The following is a 17333-nucleotide window of genomic DNA, read 5'->3' on the forward strand; positions in this document are numbered from 1 at the left end:
TTCAGGACCAGAGATAGAGCGGTCAGGCGGCGGCCTCCACGGCGGCGCAGATCTCATCCACGACATCGGTCATCAGAGCCTCGTCATCACATTCCGCCATCACGCGGATGAGCGGTTCGGTGCCCGATTTCCGGATGACCAACCGCCCGCGGCCCGCAAGGCGCGTCTCGCCGCGGGCAATTACGGCCTGAACCGCCTCTGTCTCCAGCGGCGCGGCGCCTGCGGTGAAGCGCACATTCTTGAGCACCTGCGGCACGCGGTCGAACTGATTGACAAGGGTCGAGGCGGGCTGGCCGCTCTGGACCATCTCGGCCACGACCTGAAGCGCGGCCATGAGCCCGTCGCCGGTCGTCGCGTAATCTGTCATGACGATATGGCCCGACTGTTCGCCGCCGAGGTTGAACCCGCCCTCGCGCATGCGTTCCACGACATAGCGGTCCCCCACCTTGGTGCGTTCCAGCCGCAGCCCGTGGCCGCGCAGGAAATGCTCCAGCCCCAGGTTCGACATCACCGTGGCGACCAGCGCCCCGCCCTTGAGCCGCCCCTGTTCCGACCAGCGACGCGCCATGAGGGCCATGATCTGATCGCCATCGGCCACCGTGCCCGTCTCGTCGATCAGGATCACCCGGTCGGCATCGCCATCCAGGCAGATGCCCAGATCCGCACCATGCGCCACCACGGCCTCGGCCGCGACCTGGGGATGGGTGGAGCCGCATTTGCGGTTGATATTGAACCCGTCCGGCGTGACGCCGATGGGCACGACTTCTGCGCCCAGCTCCCACAGCACTTCGGGCGCGGTGCGGTAGGCTGCGCCATTGGCACAGTCCACCACAACCTTGATCCCGTCGAGCCGCATGCCATAGGGCAGCGTCGTTTTCAGACGTTCGTTATAGCGGTACCGGCCATCGTAGATATGTTTGGCCCGGCCGATATTCATCGCCTGGGCCGGTTCCACCCCTTCCAGGACGAGCCGTTCGATTTCTGTCTCCGCCTCGTCGGACAGTTTGAAGCCGTCGGGGCCGAAGAATTTGATCCCGTTATCCTCGGCCGGGTTGTGGCTGGCCGAAATCATGATGCCCAGATCGGCCCGCATGGACGAGGTCAGAAGCCCGACCGCCGGCGTCGGGATCGGGCTGAGCAGCAGGACATTCATCCCGGTGGAGGTCAGCCCGGCCGTCAGGGCATTTTCCAGCATATAGCCGGACAGCCGGGTATCCTTGCCGATCACCACCCGATGCGCCCGGCTCTGATCGCGGCGGAAATAGCGGCCGGCCGCCGCGCCGATCCGCAGCGCCATCTCTGCCGTCATCGGATGTGAATTGGCGCGCCCCCGGATGCCGTCCGTCCCGAAAAGTTCCCGCATCAGCCTGTCTCCCCGTCCGGGCTGGTCATGGCCAGCCAAAGGCGCACCGCCTGCGCCGTCTCCGCCGCATCATGTACACGGAGGATCTGCATCCCCTGTGCCACGCCTTGCAGGGCAACGGCAAGGGAGCCGGGCATGCGCGCCGCCGCCTCCTCCGCCCCGCCGATCGTTCCGATAAAGCGTTTGCGCGAGGCGCCGAGCAGCACGGGATAGCCCAGATCATGCAAGGCCGTGAGGCCCCGGAGCAGCTCCAGATTATGTACAAGCGTCTTGGCAAAGCCGATCCCCGGATCGACAATGATCCGGGACGCCGCGATCCCGGCGGCCTGTGCCTCGCCGGCCCGGGCAGAGAGTTCCGCCAGAACCTCCGCCAGCGTATCCTCATAAACCGCAGCGCTCTGCATATCGGCCGGGGTTCTGCGGCTGTGCATCAGGCAGACCGGGACGCCGCGCTCGGCCACCAGCGCCGCCATCTCGGGATCATAGGCCAGGGCGGAGACATCGTTGACCATATCGGCGCCGGCGTCGAGCGCCGCCTCGGCCACCGCGGCCTTGCGGGTGTCGATGCTGATGGGCAGGGTCAGCCCGGCATCGCGGATGGCGCAGATGACCGGGGCCGTGCGCGCGATCTCTTCTTTTACAGGCACCTCCGCCGCGCCCGGCCGGGTGGATTCACCGCCGATATCCAGAATGTCGGACTGCAGAGCGAGACTGCGGGCATGGGCCACGGCCGCGTCGAACCCATGATGCAGCCCGCCGTCAGAGAAGCTGTCGGGCGTGACATTGAGGATCCCCATGATGCGGGGCCGGTCCAGTGTCAGACCGCAGAGCGCGGGCCTGAGGGCCGTCAGGCGCTGCCGATCCGCACCCGGCAAAGCCGAGACCACGGGCCCCGGAGCACGCGATCCGGGCGCGATGAATTCTGTCGAGCCGAACCGGACATGCCGCTGTCCCGCGAGAGGCACGCCCTGCCCTTCGCTCCCCGGCAGGGCAATCGGGCGGAGCCAGCGGCTCATCCGGTAGGGCCCTGCGCCAGGTCCGGCCCGGTGAGCACGCGGAACTCCAGCGCGCCAAGCCCTTCGGCCAGCCACCGTGCCATGGCCTCCGCACCGGCGGCGACCGCTGGCGGGGTCACCGCATCCAGCACCATCTTGGAGGGCGCCCAGACGCTGATCTGGCCGTGTTTCATCCCCCAGTCGAGCTCTGACCGGCTGTCCACGACAACGCAGCGCGGATCGCGCCCGGCCAGCACCCAGGCATTCTGTTCGATGGCCAGCAGGGTGATCCGGCGCTGCGCCAGCGGCTGTGCGGCCTGTGGCGGGGTCAGGTCTGACGGACCGCAGGTCAGGATCAGCGGCACCGCATCGGCCTGCATCGCGTCGAGCCAGGCCGACAGCCCTGCCGAGCCGATCGCCGCGTTGTTCAGGAAAACCACGCGGGGCGCCGTGGCCTGTTGGGCGGCAATATCGGCCAGGGGCTGCGCCTCCGCCTTGCTGCGGACGATCTCCACCCCCAGGGCAAAGGTGCCGCGATCGAGCTTTTCGATCCGCATGAAACAGCGCTCCGCCTGCGGCTCCCGCAGAATGCGGGTCGCGACGTTTTCCGCCAGTGTTTCCAATAAGTTCAGCCGCTGCGACGCCAGCTCCGCCTCTATCGCCTCGACCAGCAGATCGTAGGACAGGATGCGGTCCACGTCATCCTCGAGCGGGTCATCGAAGGGGCGCACCTCCACCACAACATTGAACCGCAGGCGCTGTGTCGTGCCGCGTTCCAGCTGATAGGCGCCGATCTCGACTGCCGTAATATAGTCGCGCAGGGATATCCGGTCACGCGGCGCAGCGCCCGCCATCGCCTCCGACCGATCAAGCGGATGACCGAAGGCCTGGGAAATGGTGCTGTTCATTCTGCGCCCCTGCAGCCGGGCCCTCACAGGGGCAATTGGCCCCCGTGTAGCGGGCCGCTGCGGGAATGGCAAAGCCGCGACCGGCATCATGCGCGGGATTTGCGGCGCGGCGCCCGGCGCCCTGCGTCAGTTCGACGACAGTCGCGTATGCCGGCTGTAGAAATGATGCACACCGATCGTCGCCGTGCGCGAGAACTTGCGCGCCCAGGCCGGCCGCACGCGCAGCGTATGATAATAGGTCGCGCCATGTGTCAGCGGCCGTTCGGCCCCGCGCGCCATGATCCCGGCCACCTTGGAGACCTGATGCAGCGCGGATTTCTCCGACATCACTTCCGGGTAGCCATCGCAGGTATAGGTGAACTGGCAGGCATATTTCCGCCCGGTGCCCTGATGGATAACCCCGCAGATGCTGTCCGGGAAGGCCGGGCTGTCGACACGGTTCATGATCACCTCAGCCACGGCAAACTGGCCTTTGACGCTTTCGCCGCGCGCTTCGAAATAGAGAGCTTCTGCCAGACAGGAGGCCTGTTCGCTCAGTTTCGGCTGCGGCAGGGCGTTCAGGAATTTTCGGGTATATTCGATCTTCTGGCGGCGCGCCTTGGGACGCACTTCGCGGATCACATCGGTATCGAGAAAGGCCGCGATCCGCGTATCCCCTCCGGCCATAATGCCCGATTTTTCAGCGGACGTCAGGTCATATACAGTCCCTTCTGCATGGCTCACGCCAGCAAGGAGCAAAAATGCCCCGGCAATCATTCCGAATTTCATAGCAGCTTACCCCAGGCCCAAAGGCTTTACGTCATCAGCAATCCACTGGCGCATAGCCCATGAGGCCCATCCGGTCCAGTCCGGGGGGTTTATGTCGGCGGAAGATTGACTACCCCTTAAATGCGGGTCGGTTTAAAACCGTTAACCAATTCTTTGATTCAGAAGGGTAAACCAGTTTCCCCTTATGGACGGTCCCGTACGGCAAGCTGGGCGGCCGCAAGCCTCGCCACCGGAACCCGGAACGGCGAACAGGACACATAATCGAAACCAGCCGCCCTGCAAAACGCGATTGATTCGGGGTTCCCGCCGTGTTCACCACAAATGGAAAGCACAAGGTCTTTTCTTGCGTCCCGCCCGCGCGTGGCGCCGATACGCAGCAGCTCGCCAACCCCATCCGTATCCAGGGTATGGAAGGGGTCTTCCGGATAGACCCCCTGCTGGACATAGGTCTTCATGAACCGCCCGGCGTCATCGCGCGACAGCCCATAGGTCATCTGCGTCAGGTCGTTTGTCCCGAAGGAAAGAAAGGCCGCATGCGGCGCGATCTCCCCCGCCCTGAGAGCGGCACGCGGCGTTTCCACCATGACCCCCAGCCGGTATTTGAAATCCCGGCCGGTGGCAGTGCGCACTTCTGCCGCTACGGCCTCGATCCGGGTCTTCACCAGCTCCACCTCCCGGTTGGCCGAGACCAGCGGGATCATGATCTCCGGCACCACCGCGGCACCGTCGCGATTGGCAGCCAGCGTCGCCTCAAAGATCGCACGCGCCTGCATGTCGTAGATCTCCGGCATGGTGATCCCCAGCCGGACGCCGCGCATACCCAGCATCGGGTTATGCTCTGCCAGCTCCTCGATCCGGTGCGACACGACAGAGACCGGCAGGTCCAGCGCCTCCGCCAGCCCCCGGATGCCGTCGCGGTCTGTCGGCAGGAATTCATGCAAAGGCGGGTCGAACAGACGGATGCAGACCGGATGGCCCTGCATGATCCGGAAGAGGTCGATAAAATCGCCCCGCTGCATCGGCAAAAGCTGGTCAAGCGCCGCGCGCCGGTCCTCCGCCCGGGCGGCAAAGATCATCTCCCGCATCGCGGTCAGGCGTCCGGCGTCGAAGAACATATGCTCCGTACGGCAGAGCCCGATCCCCTCGGCCATGAAGTCGCGCGCGATCTGCGCATCCGCCGGCGTGTCGGCATTGGCCCGCACACCAATATCGCGGAACTCGTCGGCCCAGCCCATAAGCGTGGTAAAGGCCTCGTCCTGCGCGGACTCGAGCAGCTTCGCCGCCCCCGCCAGAACCTGCCCGTTGGTGCCATCGACGGTGATCTCGTCCCCCTCACGGAAGGTCCGGCCGTCAAAGGACACGATACTATTGGTCCGCAGGTTGAAACGGATGTCCGACGCCCCCACCACGCAGGGCAGCCCCAGGCCGCGTCCGATCACCGCCGCATGGCTGGTGATCCCGCCACGTTCGGTCAGCACGGCCACCGCCGCATGCATGCCACGAATATCCTCCGGCGTCGTCTCCCGCCGGATCAGCACAGCCGACTCCCCTCGCGCAGCCGCCGCCTGCGCCGCCGCCGCCGTGAACACGATCTTGCCGGAGGCCGCGCCGGGGCTCGCTGCAATCCCGCGCGCGATCACATCCCGCTGCACATCCGGATCGACCTGCCGGTGCAGCATCTCCGTCAGTGCACGCGGCTCGACCCGCAGGATCGCCTCCTCCGGTGGAATGATCCCGTCCTCGGCCAGCGCCACGGCAATCCGCACCGCCGCGCGCGAGGACCGGCGGATACGCACGCCGTCCAAGACATGCACCTCACCATTCTCTATGGTGAATTCGGTCTGCATCTCCTCGCGCAACCTGACCCGCATCAGCTTGGTGCAGTCGATCAGCGCCTTGAACGCCTCGGGCGCCAGCTCCTCCAGCGAGGGCCCGCGCGGGTCTTTCGCCAGAAAGATCGACGTGCCCTCTTTCTGAAGCGCTTCCCGCCCCTGACTCTGGCTGCGATACCGCCCGGTAATTTTCGGCCGCCCGGTGGCAGAGCTGACAAGCTGGATCACCCCCGACCCGCATTCGCCCTTGCCAAGGCCAAGCGCCATTTCCTGCACCACCAGCCCCAGCCCCGCATCCGCAGGCGCCCCCTTGGCCTGCCGCAACAGCCGCGCAGTTGTGCCTTCCCAGGCACGGGCCATGGACCGCAGAACTGCGCTCAGCTGAACCGCCGGGTCCTGCGGGAACCGCTCATCCATTTCTTCTTCATAAGCGTCGAGGACCTGTTTCAGCCCCTCCTCGCCCGTCACCACCAGCCCGTCGAACATATCCGGGTCGAGCCGCGCGACATGGATCGAATAGCCCATGACGAACCGGATATAGAGCGCGCAGGCCGCCTCCCGCCCGATCTTACCGGCGAGGATCTCAAGCAGCTCGTCATTCATCCCGACGTTCAGCACAGCCCCGGGCCCGCCCCAGTCCGGATCCTCCGACGAGGGCCGGACGCAGAGCAGAGGATGCGGCCCGAAAGGCGCAAGCAGAAGCGCCATATCAGGCATCTTGCCGGCGGCGATATCATGCACCTGCGAAAACGACAGCGCCATCGTGCAGGGCACGGGCAGACCCAGCCGGACAAGACGTTGCAGGCATTTCGCCCGCCCGCCATGGCTGGACACGGCGATCGGGGCGGTCTGGGTAATAAGTGTCGGGTCGTTCATGCCTTGCTGCGCCGCAGCGCTCCTCCGGGTTCCGGCAGAATACGCGCGCCGTGGCGCGGAGCAAGGAAAAGCTGGGGGCCGGTCAGCCCTCCAGCCGTGTCAGATTGGCCACCGACAGGCAGGTGCTGCGGATGGTCGAGAGCAGGTTCAGACGATTGCGCCGCACGACCTGATTGTCGGCATTGATCTGCACCTGTTCGAAAAACGCGTCGATGGGTGTGCGCAGCGCCGCCATCTCCGACATGGCCGTGGCGAAATCCTCCGCCTCCATGGCTTTGACAATACGCGGTTTTGCCGCCTCCAGCGCCTCGTAGAGCGCGGTTTCGGACCCATCCTCGAAGAACTTCGGATCGGCGCCGAATTCATAGGCCACCCCGTCCTTCTCCTCCGCCTGGCTCAGGATATTGTTGGCGCGCTTGTAACCCTGAACCAGGTTCTTGCCATCCTCCGTCTCCAGCACCGCGTTCAGCGCGCGGGCACGCGCCACCAGCAGGACCAGATCATCGGCGCCGGGCATGTCGATGGAGGCGTCGATGACGTCATGCCGGATGCCCTCGTCACGCAGGAAGACCTTGAGACGGTCGTGGAAGAAGGCCAGCAGATCGGCGGCCACCTCCGGATCGGCCTTGCCGTTCAATTCGAGGCCGGAGAGGAAAATGCTCTGCAATGACAAGCGCATGCCCGTCGCCAGCACGATCCGTGTCACCCCCAGAGCCGCCCGGCGCAGCGCAAACGGGTCCTTCGACCCGGTCGGTTTCTCGTCAATCGCCCAGAAGCCGGTCAGCGTGTCGATCTTGTCTGCCAGTGCCACGGCACGGGACACAGCCGCCTCCGGCACGTCATCCGTGGGCCCGAGCGGCGAGTAATGTTCCTGACAGGCGGCGGCGACCTCGGACGGCAAACCAGCGGCCTCCGCGTAATAGCGCCCCATCAGCCCCTGCAATTCGGGGAATTCATAGACCATTTCGGAGGACAGATCGGCCTTGGCCACCCGCGCCGCCTGTTCTGCCAGCGCCGGATCCGCCCCGACCATCGGCGCGATCTCCCGCGCAAGCGCCGCGATCCGGTCGATCCGCGCCGCCTGAGAGCCGAGCTTGTTGTGGAAGGTCACGTTGGAGAGCTGCTCCGTCCAGCTTTCCATCCCCTGCCTGGCCACGCGAAGATCGTTTTCCCAGAAGAACTTGGCATCCGACAGACGCGCCGCCAGCACCTTCTGGTTGCCCGCAAGGATCGTGGCGCCGTCATCCTTCGTCTCCCGGTTCGCCACGGTGATGAACCGTTCGATCCGCCCCGTCTTCGGCTTGCGGACAGAGAAGAATTTTTGATGTTCCTTCATCGAGGTCTGCAGAACTTCGGGCGGCAAGCCAAGGAAATCGCTGCCAATCTCGCCCATCAGCACCACCGGCCATTCGACCAGCCCTGCAACCTCGGCCAGAAGCCCGCGATCCTCGACCACCTCCAGCCCGGCGGCAAAGGCAAGGTTCGTCGCATCCTGCCAGATGTGATCGGCCCGTTCCGAGGCGTCGAGCACCACAAACCGGCGCTTCAACTCCGCCCCGTAACCTTCGAAATTCGTGACGCTAAAGCGGCCGGGCGCCATGAAGCGATGGCCCTCCGTCGTGTCGCCAACGGTGACGCCGTCCAGCTCGAACGGCACCACTTCGGCCCCGGCTTCCGTCGTCAGAATGCAGAGCACGGAATGCAGCGGTCTTACCCATTTCAGATCACCGGAGCCCCAACGCATAGATTTAGGCCAGGGAAAATTGCGGATAGCCGACAAAAGTACCTCCGCCACGATCTCTGCCGCCGGACGGCCCGGCTTTTCGATCACGGCGACGTAGACCTGGCCCTTCTTGTCGTCCTGAACCCTCAGGTCTTCCTTGGCGACACCCGCCCCGCGCATGAACCCCTCGATTGCCTTCTCCGGCGCATCCGTCCGCGGACCCTTGCGCTCCTCCCGCAGGGTCGGCGACTGGGCCAGCAGCCCCTCGACCGCCAGAGCCAGACGTCGGGGCGTGTGAAACGCAGCGGCGCCGGAATAGGTCAGACCCGCCTCGACCAGACCATCGGTGACCAGACGCTTCAGGTCATCGGCGGCACGGGCCTGCATCCGCGCAGGAATTTCCTCGGAAAACAGTTCGATGAGGAGATCGGGCATGGCGTCCTTCCAGCGAAGAGCGCCCCGGAGGACGCAATCCCCGCCGGAATAACGGAGGGCCGCCGGGGCGTCCAGAGGCCCCGGTCAAATGCGATGAAATCCGGGCCTAATGGCCATGCGCCAGCCGCTCGGCTTTCATCCTGGCATGGGTGGCGAGCGTCTTCACATCGCCCCCGTTGCGCGCGGGCAGGACACGGTAGACCGCCTCGACAAAACAGTAGACGGCAAAGCCCAGCATGCCCACGGCCAGCGCGGCCAGCAGGGCCTGCCCGTATGGCTGGCTGCGCACCGTCTGAAACGCCTTGCCAATGCCGCCTGCCTGGCTTGGATCACTGTTCAGACCGGCATAGATCAGGAAGACGCCGATCAGCGCAATGACCAGCCCATGCGCCACCAGCCCGGCCTTGATGACCGGGTCGAGCTTCAGCGCCCAGCGGGTCTGGCGCACATGTTCCTTGTACTTCTCGTCGATCCCCTTCCAGGCGTAATAGGCGCCCGTACAGATCACCACGGCGCCCACGATCATAATAAGAACCTTGCCGTAGGGCTGCTGGAGAACCCAGGACGCCGCACTCTGCGCCGAGTCGCCCTCGCCATTGCCCCGCCCCATGGCCAGACGCGCGGCAGAGATCGACAGACCGGCATGGATCAGCCCCGTGATCACCTGCCCGCCGCGCGCCACGACGCCCTTGGCGCCACTACCGTAATCTTCGAGGTCCATGGCCGCGTCGATCAGCCGCCAGATGCAATAGGCCATGAGGCCCACGGACAACCCCCAGAGCGCCGCGTAGCCGAAGGGGACGGACCGGAGCTTTTCCAGCGCCTCTTTCGTACCCTCGGCCTCCTGCCCGGTCCAGGCGGCCAGAAGCGTCAGGATACCCAGCACGATGTAAGTGCCTCCCCGCGCCGAATATCCGGTGCGCATGACGGGGACGACCCAGGCGGGGGCACGGTTTTCGGACATGGCGGGTTCCTCGATGGCTGTCTGCAATGGCTGACAGATCATCGCGCGAAACACCCTCGCGGTTCCGTGATTTCCGGGTGGCCCGCCGGGCCGAGCCTACTGGCGGGCCGTGCCTTCGGGCGGCGGCGGACAGCCTTCTGGCGCAGGCTGGCCATCAAAGACCACTTCGCCACAATGGTTTATCTGGTGCCAGGCATAGCCATGCCCATCCGGAAAGATCGCCACGACCCGGTCGATCCCGTAGTGAATATTTTCCACCGACAGGAAAGCCTGCGCCTTGCCGGCCTCCAGCGCCTCCCCGATCCCGTCGGCCTCGTAGCAGCCGAACCAATAGGGCGCCTGAAGCGGCACGGGCTTGGCATAGGGCTGGAACCCCTCGGACATTTCCTCCAGCGACAGCGAGGTGCGGAAACAGGCGCGGTACCGGATCGGGGAGGAATAGGCGTCAATCGCCTCAAAATCCTCGTAAGGGATCCGCACCGCCTCCCCCGCCTTATCGGTCAGATATACATCATCACCCGTGGGCACGACCTCGTCGTAATAGCCGTAGACCTGGAAATAATAGATGCCCGCGCCGGCCAGCAGCGCGCTTACCACGATAACGGCGGCCAGAAACTTGCCCATCAGGCGGCGTCCCCCTCGGCCTCCGCCGTCCAGCCCCCGGCCTCCGTCATCACAAAGGCATCGGCGCATTTCTTAGCCAGTGCCCGCACCCGCCCGATATAGGCCTGCCGTTCGGTAACAGAGATCACACCGCGCGCATCAAGCAGGTTAAAAAGGTGCGAGGCTTTAATACACTGGTCATAGGCCGGATGCGCCATCACGATCCGCTTGCCGGTCTTGGGGTCGTCATACGCCTGCGACAGGATCGCCTCGCATTCCGCCTCCGCCTCCTCGAAATGCTTCAGCAGCATCTCGGTATTGGCGACATCGAAATTCCAGCGCGAATATTCCTGCTCCGTCTGGCGGAAAACATCGCCATATTTCAACGCGATCGGCGCCTGCGGATCGTTGAAGGGCATGTCCATGACATGGTCGATCCCCAGCACATACATCGCCAGACGCTCCAGCCCGTAGGTCAGCTCTCCCGAGACCGGATGACAGTCATGCCCGCCAACCTGCTGGAAATAGGTGAACTGGGACACTTCCATCCCGTCGCACCAGACCTCCCAGCCCAGGCCCCAGGCGCCGAGCGTCGGGCTTTCCCAGTCATCCTCGACAAAGCGGATGTCGTGCATCTCCATATCCACCCCGATCGCCTCCAGCGAGCCGAGGTAGAGCGCCTGCAGATCCGGCGGCGAGGGTTTGATCAGCACCTGATACTGATAGTAGTGCTGCAGCCGGTTCGGGTTCTCGCCATAGCGCCCGTCTGTCGGCCGGCGCGAGGGCTGCACATAGGCCGCCGCCCAGGGTCTGGAGCCCAGCGAACGCAGCGTCGTCGCCGGGTGGAACGTCCCTGCCCCCACTTCCATGTCATAGGGTTGCATGATCGCGCAGCCCTTTGAGGCCCAGTAAGTCTGGAGCCGCAGGATGATCTCCTGAAAGGAACGGGGCGGTTGGGTCTGAGCCATGTGATCACCTGTCTTTCGGGCCGGATCGGCGCGAGGTCTAGTTACGGGGCCACAGGTGGCGGGTCAATCGCCGCATCACGCATTATTTGGATGCATGGCGCGCCGGATTTGGTCATGCTATGGCCCAAAGCAAGCACAAGAAACGTCCGGGCTGAGGCTATACATATGTTCGTTAAATCATTTCCCGTTGTGGCGGTCGCAGCCGCCCTCACCTCTCTGGCACCCGCTGCGGCCTTCGCGCAGCAAGAAACGGTCTGGGTCCAGATCGAAGCGCAACCCTCCATCGCTCAGGCCGAAGCCGCGATCCGCGGATATGCGCAGCGCCTGCAGGATGTGAACGGCTTTTCAATTGGCGGCGGCTGGTATGCGATTGCGCTTGGCCCCTATGCGCCCGAAGACGCCAATCGTGTGCTGCAGGTTCTGCGTGCGGAGGGCACAATCCCGCGCGACAGCTACGTCGCCTTTTCGACAGCCTACCGCGACCAGTTCTGGCCCCGCGGCGGCGCGGCACTGGCGCAGCCTGCGCCTGTGGCGCCGCAGCCGGCCCCCGCGCCCGAAGCCGTCCCCGCACCGGATCAGGGCACCCAGCCTCTGCCGGAAGCGGCCCCAGAAATTGCGGCCGCGCCCGAACCGCAGCCCGTGCCTGCCCTGCCCGACGAAACCCCGACCGAGGCCCGCCGCAGCGAAGCCCTGCTGACCCAGCAGGAGCGGATGGATATTCAGGTGGCCCTGAAATGGGCCGGGTTCTACGGCAGCGCCATCGATGGCGCCTACGGCCGCGGCACCCGCGCCTCCATGGCGGCCTGGCAGGAATATCAGGGCATGGACGTCACCGGCATTCTGACCACGCGCCAGCGTGCGGAACTTCTGCGGCAGTACAATGCCGTACTTGACGGGCTGGATCTGCGGCTGGTCACGGATGACACCGCCGGGATCACGATGAAACTGCCCATGGGTGTGGTTGGCTTTGACCGGTACGAGGCGCCCTTTGCCCATTACACCCCGACCGGCGATATCGATGCACGGGTCTTTCTGATTTCTCAGCAGGGCGACCAGAAAACCCTCTTCGGTCTGTACGACATTCTTCAGACGCTTGCCGTGATCCCCGAAACCGGCCCCCGCGAGCGCCGCGCCGACGGGTTCACAATTGTCGGCGAAAACGCCAGCCTGATCTCCCATACAGAGGTGACGCTGACCAATGGCCGCATCAAAGGCTGGAGCCTGGTCTGGCCCGCCGGCGACGAAGAGCGCCGGACCCGCCTTCTGGGCGAAATGCAGAAAAGCTTCCAGCCGCTCGACGGTATCGTCCTGCCTGCCGCCATGGGCGCCGATAGCGAACAGAGCATCGACCTGCTCTCCGGCCTGGAAATCCGCACGCCCAAAATGTCGCGCTCGGGCTTTTTCATAAGCCAGGACGGCGCGGTCCTGACCACGGCCGATGCTGTGGGCCAGTGCGGCCGTATCACAATCGGCGATGGCATTGCGGCCGAACTGGTGCAGGTCGACGGGCAATCGGGTGCCGCCCTTCTGCGCCCTGCCGACCGTATTGCGCCCATGAGCTTCGCGAAATTCGCAACCCAGCCGCCGCGACTGCAAAGCGATGTGGCCAGCGCAGGCTTCCCCTATGAAGGGCGGTTGACCTCGGCCACGATCAGCTTTGGCAAACTCGAAGAGCTTCAGGGCCTGTCGGGCGAGCAGGAGCTGGAGCGCCTGTCTCTCGATATGCTGCCCGGAGAAGCCGGTGGCCCGGTCATGGATACGGGCGGAGCCGTGATCGGCATGCTGGCACCACATGAGGCCAACGGTCGTCAGCTGCCCCCGGGCGTTGCCTTTGCAGTCGATGCGCAGAATCTGGTCAATCTCATGGGACAGGCCGGCCTGTCGGCGCTTGCAGCCGAACCCGATCAGAACCTCGCCCCCGAAGACCTGACCAAAATCGGCATGGACATGACCGTCCTCGTCAGCTGCTGGGAGTGAGGACCGCCCTTGGAAACGGGCCAGTCGTCTGTTTTCAGGTTCGAATAGGCGCCTCAAGGCCCCCGCGTCTGGACAATCCTTGTGGGCACCCGGACATGTCCTTTCGCCTGAGCGCCGATAAAGAATGAAACAAAACCCGGCCCAGGCCGGGTTTTTCAATTGGATCAGGGCCGGATGAAGCTTGGCCGGCTCAGGCGCGCCAGAACTGAACCGTCAGGATGGCATAGACGGCCATCAATTCGAGCCGCCCGCACAGCATTCCGATGGTCAGCAGCCATTTCGCCGTATCGTTCAGCGGCCCGAAATTTCCGGCAGGCCCGATGATATCACCCAATCCCGGCCCGATATTTGCAAGCGCGGTGGCGGACCCGCTGATCGCCGTCACGTAATCCAGCCCCGTCAGCGCGAGGGCAATGGCCAGCACCCCCATTGAGACGACAAAGAACACAAAGAACGACATCACCGACCCCATGACATCGACCGGTATCGGACGCCCGTCATAGCGCGGCGTGAACCGGCCGTGCGGCATATGGATACGCCGGATCTGACTGCGGATTGCGGCAAACAGGATCTGGTAGCGGAAGATCTTGATCGAACAGGCTGTCGACCCGGCACAGCCTCCGACCAGCCCGACAAAAAAGAAGATCGTGATCAGGAACGACCCCCAGGACATGTAGTCGACCGAGGCATATCCGGTTCCCGACATGATCGACACGATATTGAACAGCGCCTCTCTCAGCGACTTCTCCCAATGGTGCGGGAAGATGTGCAGCAGGCCGATGAACGTGACCCCGACAAAGGCAAGGATGGTCAGGGCAAACCCCCGCACCTGCACGTCCCTTGGCAGCGCAAGGACATTGCCGTTCAGAAGTTGCACGTAGCGCACGAAGGGCAGCGCCGCGAGGATCATATAAAAGGACGCCGCGTATTCCATCGGACCGGAAAACGCCCCGAAAGAGGCGTCCCGGGTCGAGAACCCCCCGGTCGAGATCGTGGTGAGCGCATGCACCGTCGCGTCAAAAGCGTTCATGCCAAGCACGAGGTACGTCAGGGCGCAGACCACGGTGAGCGCCACGTACACCACCGAGATCTGGGCCGCGATAGCCGTCGCGCGCGGCAGGATCTTCCCCATCGTCTCAAAGGCTTCTGAGCGGAAAATCTGCATGCCGCCCACCCTGAGCTCCGGCAGGAAGACCATGGCGACCACAATGATCCCGACGCCGCCGAGCCACTGCAACATCCCCCGCCACAGCAACAGCCCACGCGGCATTGTGTCCAGCCCGGAAAAGACGGTGGAGCCGGTGGTGGTCATGCCCGACATCGCCTCGAACACAGCATCGGTGACGCTGGCCTGGGTATCGCCCAGGATAAAGGGCAGCGCCCCGAAAAGCGGCGCAATCGCCCAGATGCCGGTGGTCAGCAGGAAGGTCTGCTGCAGTGTCAGCCCTTCGCGCGTGCCGTTCTGACAGGCCAGAGCGGTCAGCCCGCCGATGCAGAAGGACAGAAGCGCGCTTTCGGCAAAGGCCGGCCAGTGCCCCCGTCCCTCCGCGATATCCACGGCAAGCGGCAGCAGCATCGTCAACCCGAGCACCGCGACAAGCAGGCCGATGACATATCCGACGGGGCGCAGGTCGATCATGGCGCAGGCTTGGCCTGTGGTCGCGAGCCTGTCAAGCGGCGGTGTTTGTGGCAGGTCGCGGGCCGAGGGGGGCTGTCTGCCCCCCACGCCGCCATGCGGCTCCCCCCGAGAGTATTTCTGCCAAGATGAAGGCGCATCGGGATTTGTGACGGCGTCAGGCGCTGGCCCGGGCGCGGTCGAGGTTGAGCCCGCCGATTGCCGCGATATGGGTGATGATCTCCTCAAGCCCCGTACCTGTCTTCAGGTTGGAAAAGACGAAGGGGCGCGCGCCGCGCTGTGCCTTTGCATCACGATCCATCACCGAGAGGTCGGAGCCGACATAGGGCGCGAGATCGGTCTTGTTGATGACAAGAATGTCGGATTTGCAGATGGCAGGCCCGCCCTTGCGCGGGATTTCCTCCCCCGCCGCCACGTCAATGACGTAGATCGTGAGATCGACCAGTTCCGGCGAGAAGGTGGCGGAGAGGTTGTCGCCCCCCGATTCCACCAGGATCACGTCAAGGTCGGGGATCGCCGTGTTGAGATCGGCAATGGCCGCGAGGTTGATCGAGGCATCCTCCCGGATCGCCGTATGCGGGCAGCCGCCGGTTTCGACGCCGCGAATCCGGTCGGAGGGCAGCGCCTGCATGCGCACCAGCGCCTCCGCATCTTCTTGCGTGTAGATATCGTTGGTGACGACCGCCATGGACAGCTGATCGCGGAGCGCGCGGCAGAGGGCTGCGGTGAGGCTGGTCTTGCCGGCGCCAACGGGGCCGCCGAGGCCGATGCGGAGGGGACCATGAGGGGACGGCATGAGATGTCCTTTCAGCTTTGAAACAGGCGCGTGGGCAGGGTTTCGTGGCGCATCGACGCGAGGTCTGCCAGCAGCGCCGAGGTCCCGATCCTGTCGGTATCGCCGGGCGCTGCGGCCTCTGCAAGGGGCGCGATCCGGGTGGAGAGGTCACGCAGGATGCGCTGACCGTCGGTCTGGCCCAGAGGTATGAGCCGGACGGCGGCGGAGGCGAGATTGGCCACCACGGATTGCAGAAAGAGCGTCAGTGTCAGATCGAGCGGCAGATCCTGTAGCCGGGCTGCCCGACCAAAGGCCAGTGGATAGGGCATATCCGGCAGATCGTGACCGTAGAGCGCGCGGATGGCCCGGGCAAAGGCCGCACCCATCCGGTCGGTCTCCGTCAGCCGCTCCAGGCTCGGGCAGAGGGCGCGGGCCAGTTCGGTGAGCGCCGCCAGCGCATCGGGCGCGGCCTGCCATGCTGCCGACAGAAGGATGGCATCGGACTGGCCCGCCCCCTGCTCCAGCACCATGGCGATCCAGTCGCGGGCGGATGCGGCATCCGTCACCTGCCCCTCCGCCACTGCCGTTTCCAGCCCCTGCGAATAGGAATAGGCGCCAACCGGGAAGGCGGGCGAGAGCCACTGATGCAAGGTCATCGCCTCAATGGTCATGCAGATGCTCATGATCATGGTCTTCATCATCCGGCCCATGGCTATGCCCGATATGGGTGTGGACATGCGAATGATCATGGCCATGGGTCCGGCCCATACCATAGGCGCCGCCCTCGGGCCGGAAAGGTTCCGTCACGGCATGGCAATGCGCACCCAGCCGGTGCAGCATGTCCTCCATCACCGCGTCGGCGCGGATCAGCAGACGCCCCTTGGATAGTTGGCAGGGCGTGTGGCGATTGCCGACATGCCAGGCGATGCGAACGGGATCGGAGGTGTGAATTTCGAGGAGCGCTTCGGGAGCGGCACGCACTTCGACCAGCTCGGAAGCATTGTCGCCGATCCGGAAACAATCCCCCTCCTCCAGGGAAACAGTCTCCGAGAGATCGACAAGAAAGGGACGCCCCGCATCCGAGGTCAGAACCTTGCGCCGGAGAAACCGCGCCTCATAGTCCAGCGTGATTGTCTCTGCGGGCGTCTCGCCCGTCCGGTCCGCGGCGAAGAGGACCGAATATGCGGCGGGCAGGTCGGTCAACGGCCTGCCCTTTCGCCAAAGTCAGTCGTCGCGATCAGACGTAGAAGAGATCGCGGAAGACGTAGGCCGGAATACCATCGCGGGTGATGCCCAGCTTGGCCAGCTCTTCGTCGGATTTCGCGTTCAGTGCGGCGATCTGATCGGCGCGCGAACGACGGTGCATATAGGCGCCCATGCCAACGCTGACAGCCGTGAAGAAGGCGTCGATGCGATCGCGGAAGCCGGAAGTGGTAATCTGTGTTGTTGCCTGTGCCATAGGAAACCTCTGTTTCGGTGCGTTTCGGTTTCCTCCCTTGGGTCAGACAAT

Annotated in this window: 15 protein-coding genes; 1 reads left to right on the forward strand and 14 read right to left on the reverse strand. The window is 64.6% G+C overall.

Translation table 11 applies throughout. The features are described from left to right. Window positions 1-22: 22 nt before the first annotated feature. From glmM to ACRARG_RS06270, 9 genes are all read right to left on the reverse strand, one after another. Window positions 23-1363 carry a phosphoglucosamine mutase gene (gene glmM / locus ACRARG_RS06230; RefSeq protein WP_432689126.1) on the reverse strand — a complete coding sequence of 447 codons (1341 nt, stop codon included), beginning with the start codon at window positions 1361-1363 and terminating at the stop codon, window positions 23-25. Continuing rightward, entirely contained in the window at window positions 1363-2379 is a 1017-nt protein-coding gene (folP, locus tag ACRARG_RS06235) for a dihydropteroate synthase (protein ID WP_432689127.1), read from the reverse strand. The genes glmM and folP overlap by 1 nt, the downstream gene beginning before the upstream one ends. Further along, on the reverse strand, window positions 2376-3266 hold the full coding sequence (locus tag ACRARG_RS06240; protein ID WP_432689128.1) for a dihydroneopterin aldolase: 891 nt from the start codon (window positions 3264-3266) through the stop codon (window positions 2376-2378). Before ACRARG_RS06240 ends, folP begins: the two co-directional genes overlap by 4 nt. Before the next feature lie 126 nt (window positions 3267-3392). Next, window positions 3393-4034 (reverse strand): cell wall hydrolase, encoded by a 642-nt coding sequence (locus tag ACRARG_RS06245; RefSeq protein ID WP_432689129.1) that lies wholly within the window; start codon window positions 4032-4034, stop codon window positions 3393-3395. Between the two features lie 182 nt (window positions 4035-4216). Then, on the reverse strand, window positions 4217-6742 hold the full coding sequence (locus ACRARG_RS06250) for a putative PEP-binding protein (RefSeq protein WP_432689130.1): 2526 nt from the start codon (window positions 6740-6742) through the stop codon (window positions 4217-4219). Between the two features lie 82 nt (window positions 6743-6824). Beyond that, window positions 6825-8900: a glycine--tRNA ligase subunit beta gene (gene glyS, locus ACRARG_RS06255; protein ID WP_432689131.1), complete on the reverse strand. Its 2076-nt coding sequence runs from the start codon at window positions 8898-8900 to the stop codon at window positions 6825-6827. A gap of 106 nt (window positions 8901-9006) precedes the next feature. Continuing rightward, entirely contained in the window at window positions 9007-9864 is an 858-nt protein-coding gene (locus tag ACRARG_RS06260) for a DUF1206 domain-containing protein (RefSeq protein ID WP_432689132.1), read from the reverse strand. 96 nt (window positions 9865-9960) lie between these two features. Next, on the reverse strand, window positions 9961-10488 hold the full coding sequence (locus ACRARG_RS06265; protein ID WP_432689133.1) for a DUF6446 family protein: 528 nt from the start codon (window positions 10486-10488) through the stop codon (window positions 9961-9963). After that, entirely contained in the window at window positions 10488-11435 is a 948-nt protein-coding gene (locus ACRARG_RS06270) for a glycine--tRNA ligase subunit alpha (protein WP_432689134.1), read from the reverse strand. Before ACRARG_RS06270 ends, ACRARG_RS06265 begins: the two co-directional genes overlap by 1 nt. A gap of 165 nt (window positions 11436-11600) precedes the next feature. Between ACRARG_RS06270 and ACRARG_RS06275 the strand changes: the two genes are divergently transcribed. Then, a complete protein-coding gene (locus tag ACRARG_RS06275; RefSeq protein WP_432689135.1) occupies window positions 11601-13412 on the forward strand; it encodes a trypsin-like peptidase domain-containing protein in 1812 nt (603 codons plus the stop codon). Window positions 13413-13602: 190 nt separating this feature from the next. Here ACRARG_RS06275 and ACRARG_RS06280 read toward each other — a convergent pair whose 3' ends face one another. The 5 genes from ACRARG_RS06280 to ACRARG_RS06300 all read right to left on the reverse strand — a co-directional run bounded on the left by ACRARG_RS06280 (window position 13603) and on the right by ACRARG_RS06300 (window position 17282). After that, the gene (locus tag ACRARG_RS06280) at window positions 13603-15051 is read right to left on the reverse strand and encodes a TrkH family potassium uptake protein (RefSeq protein ID WP_432689136.1); all 1449 of its coding nucleotides are present in this window, start codon (window positions 15049-15051) and stop codon (window positions 13603-13605) included. Between the two features lie 154 nt (window positions 15052-15205). Then, window positions 15206-15844: an urease accessory protein UreG gene (ureG, locus tag ACRARG_RS06285; RefSeq protein ID WP_432689137.1), complete on the reverse strand. Its 639-nt coding sequence runs from the start codon at window positions 15842-15844 to the stop codon at window positions 15206-15208. Between the two features lie 11 nt (window positions 15845-15855). Continuing rightward, window positions 15856-16494: an urease accessory protein UreF gene (locus ACRARG_RS06290; RefSeq protein ID WP_432691325.1), complete on the reverse strand. Its 639-nt coding sequence runs from the start codon at window positions 16492-16494 to the stop codon at window positions 15856-15858. Further along, window positions 16484-17026 carry an urease accessory protein UreE gene (locus ACRARG_RS06295; RefSeq protein WP_432689138.1) on the reverse strand — a complete coding sequence of 181 codons (543 nt, stop codon included), beginning with the start codon at window positions 17024-17026 and terminating at the stop codon, window positions 16484-16486. The genes ACRARG_RS06290 and ACRARG_RS06295 overlap by 11 nt, the downstream gene beginning before the upstream one ends. Window positions 17027-17060: 34 nt before the next feature. Beyond that, window positions 17061-17282, reverse strand: a complete 222-nt coding sequence (locus ACRARG_RS06300) for a hypothetical protein (RefSeq protein ID WP_432689139.1) — start codon at window positions 17280-17282, stop codon at window positions 17061-17063. Window positions 17283-17333: the final 51 nt, after the last annotated feature.

Origin of the sequence: Pseudooceanicola profundi, from assembly GCF_050897955.1 — a bacterium.
In the GTDB taxonomy this organism is placed as follows: domain Bacteria; phylum Pseudomonadota; class Alphaproteobacteria; order Rhodobacterales; family Rhodobacteraceae; genus Pseudooceanicola.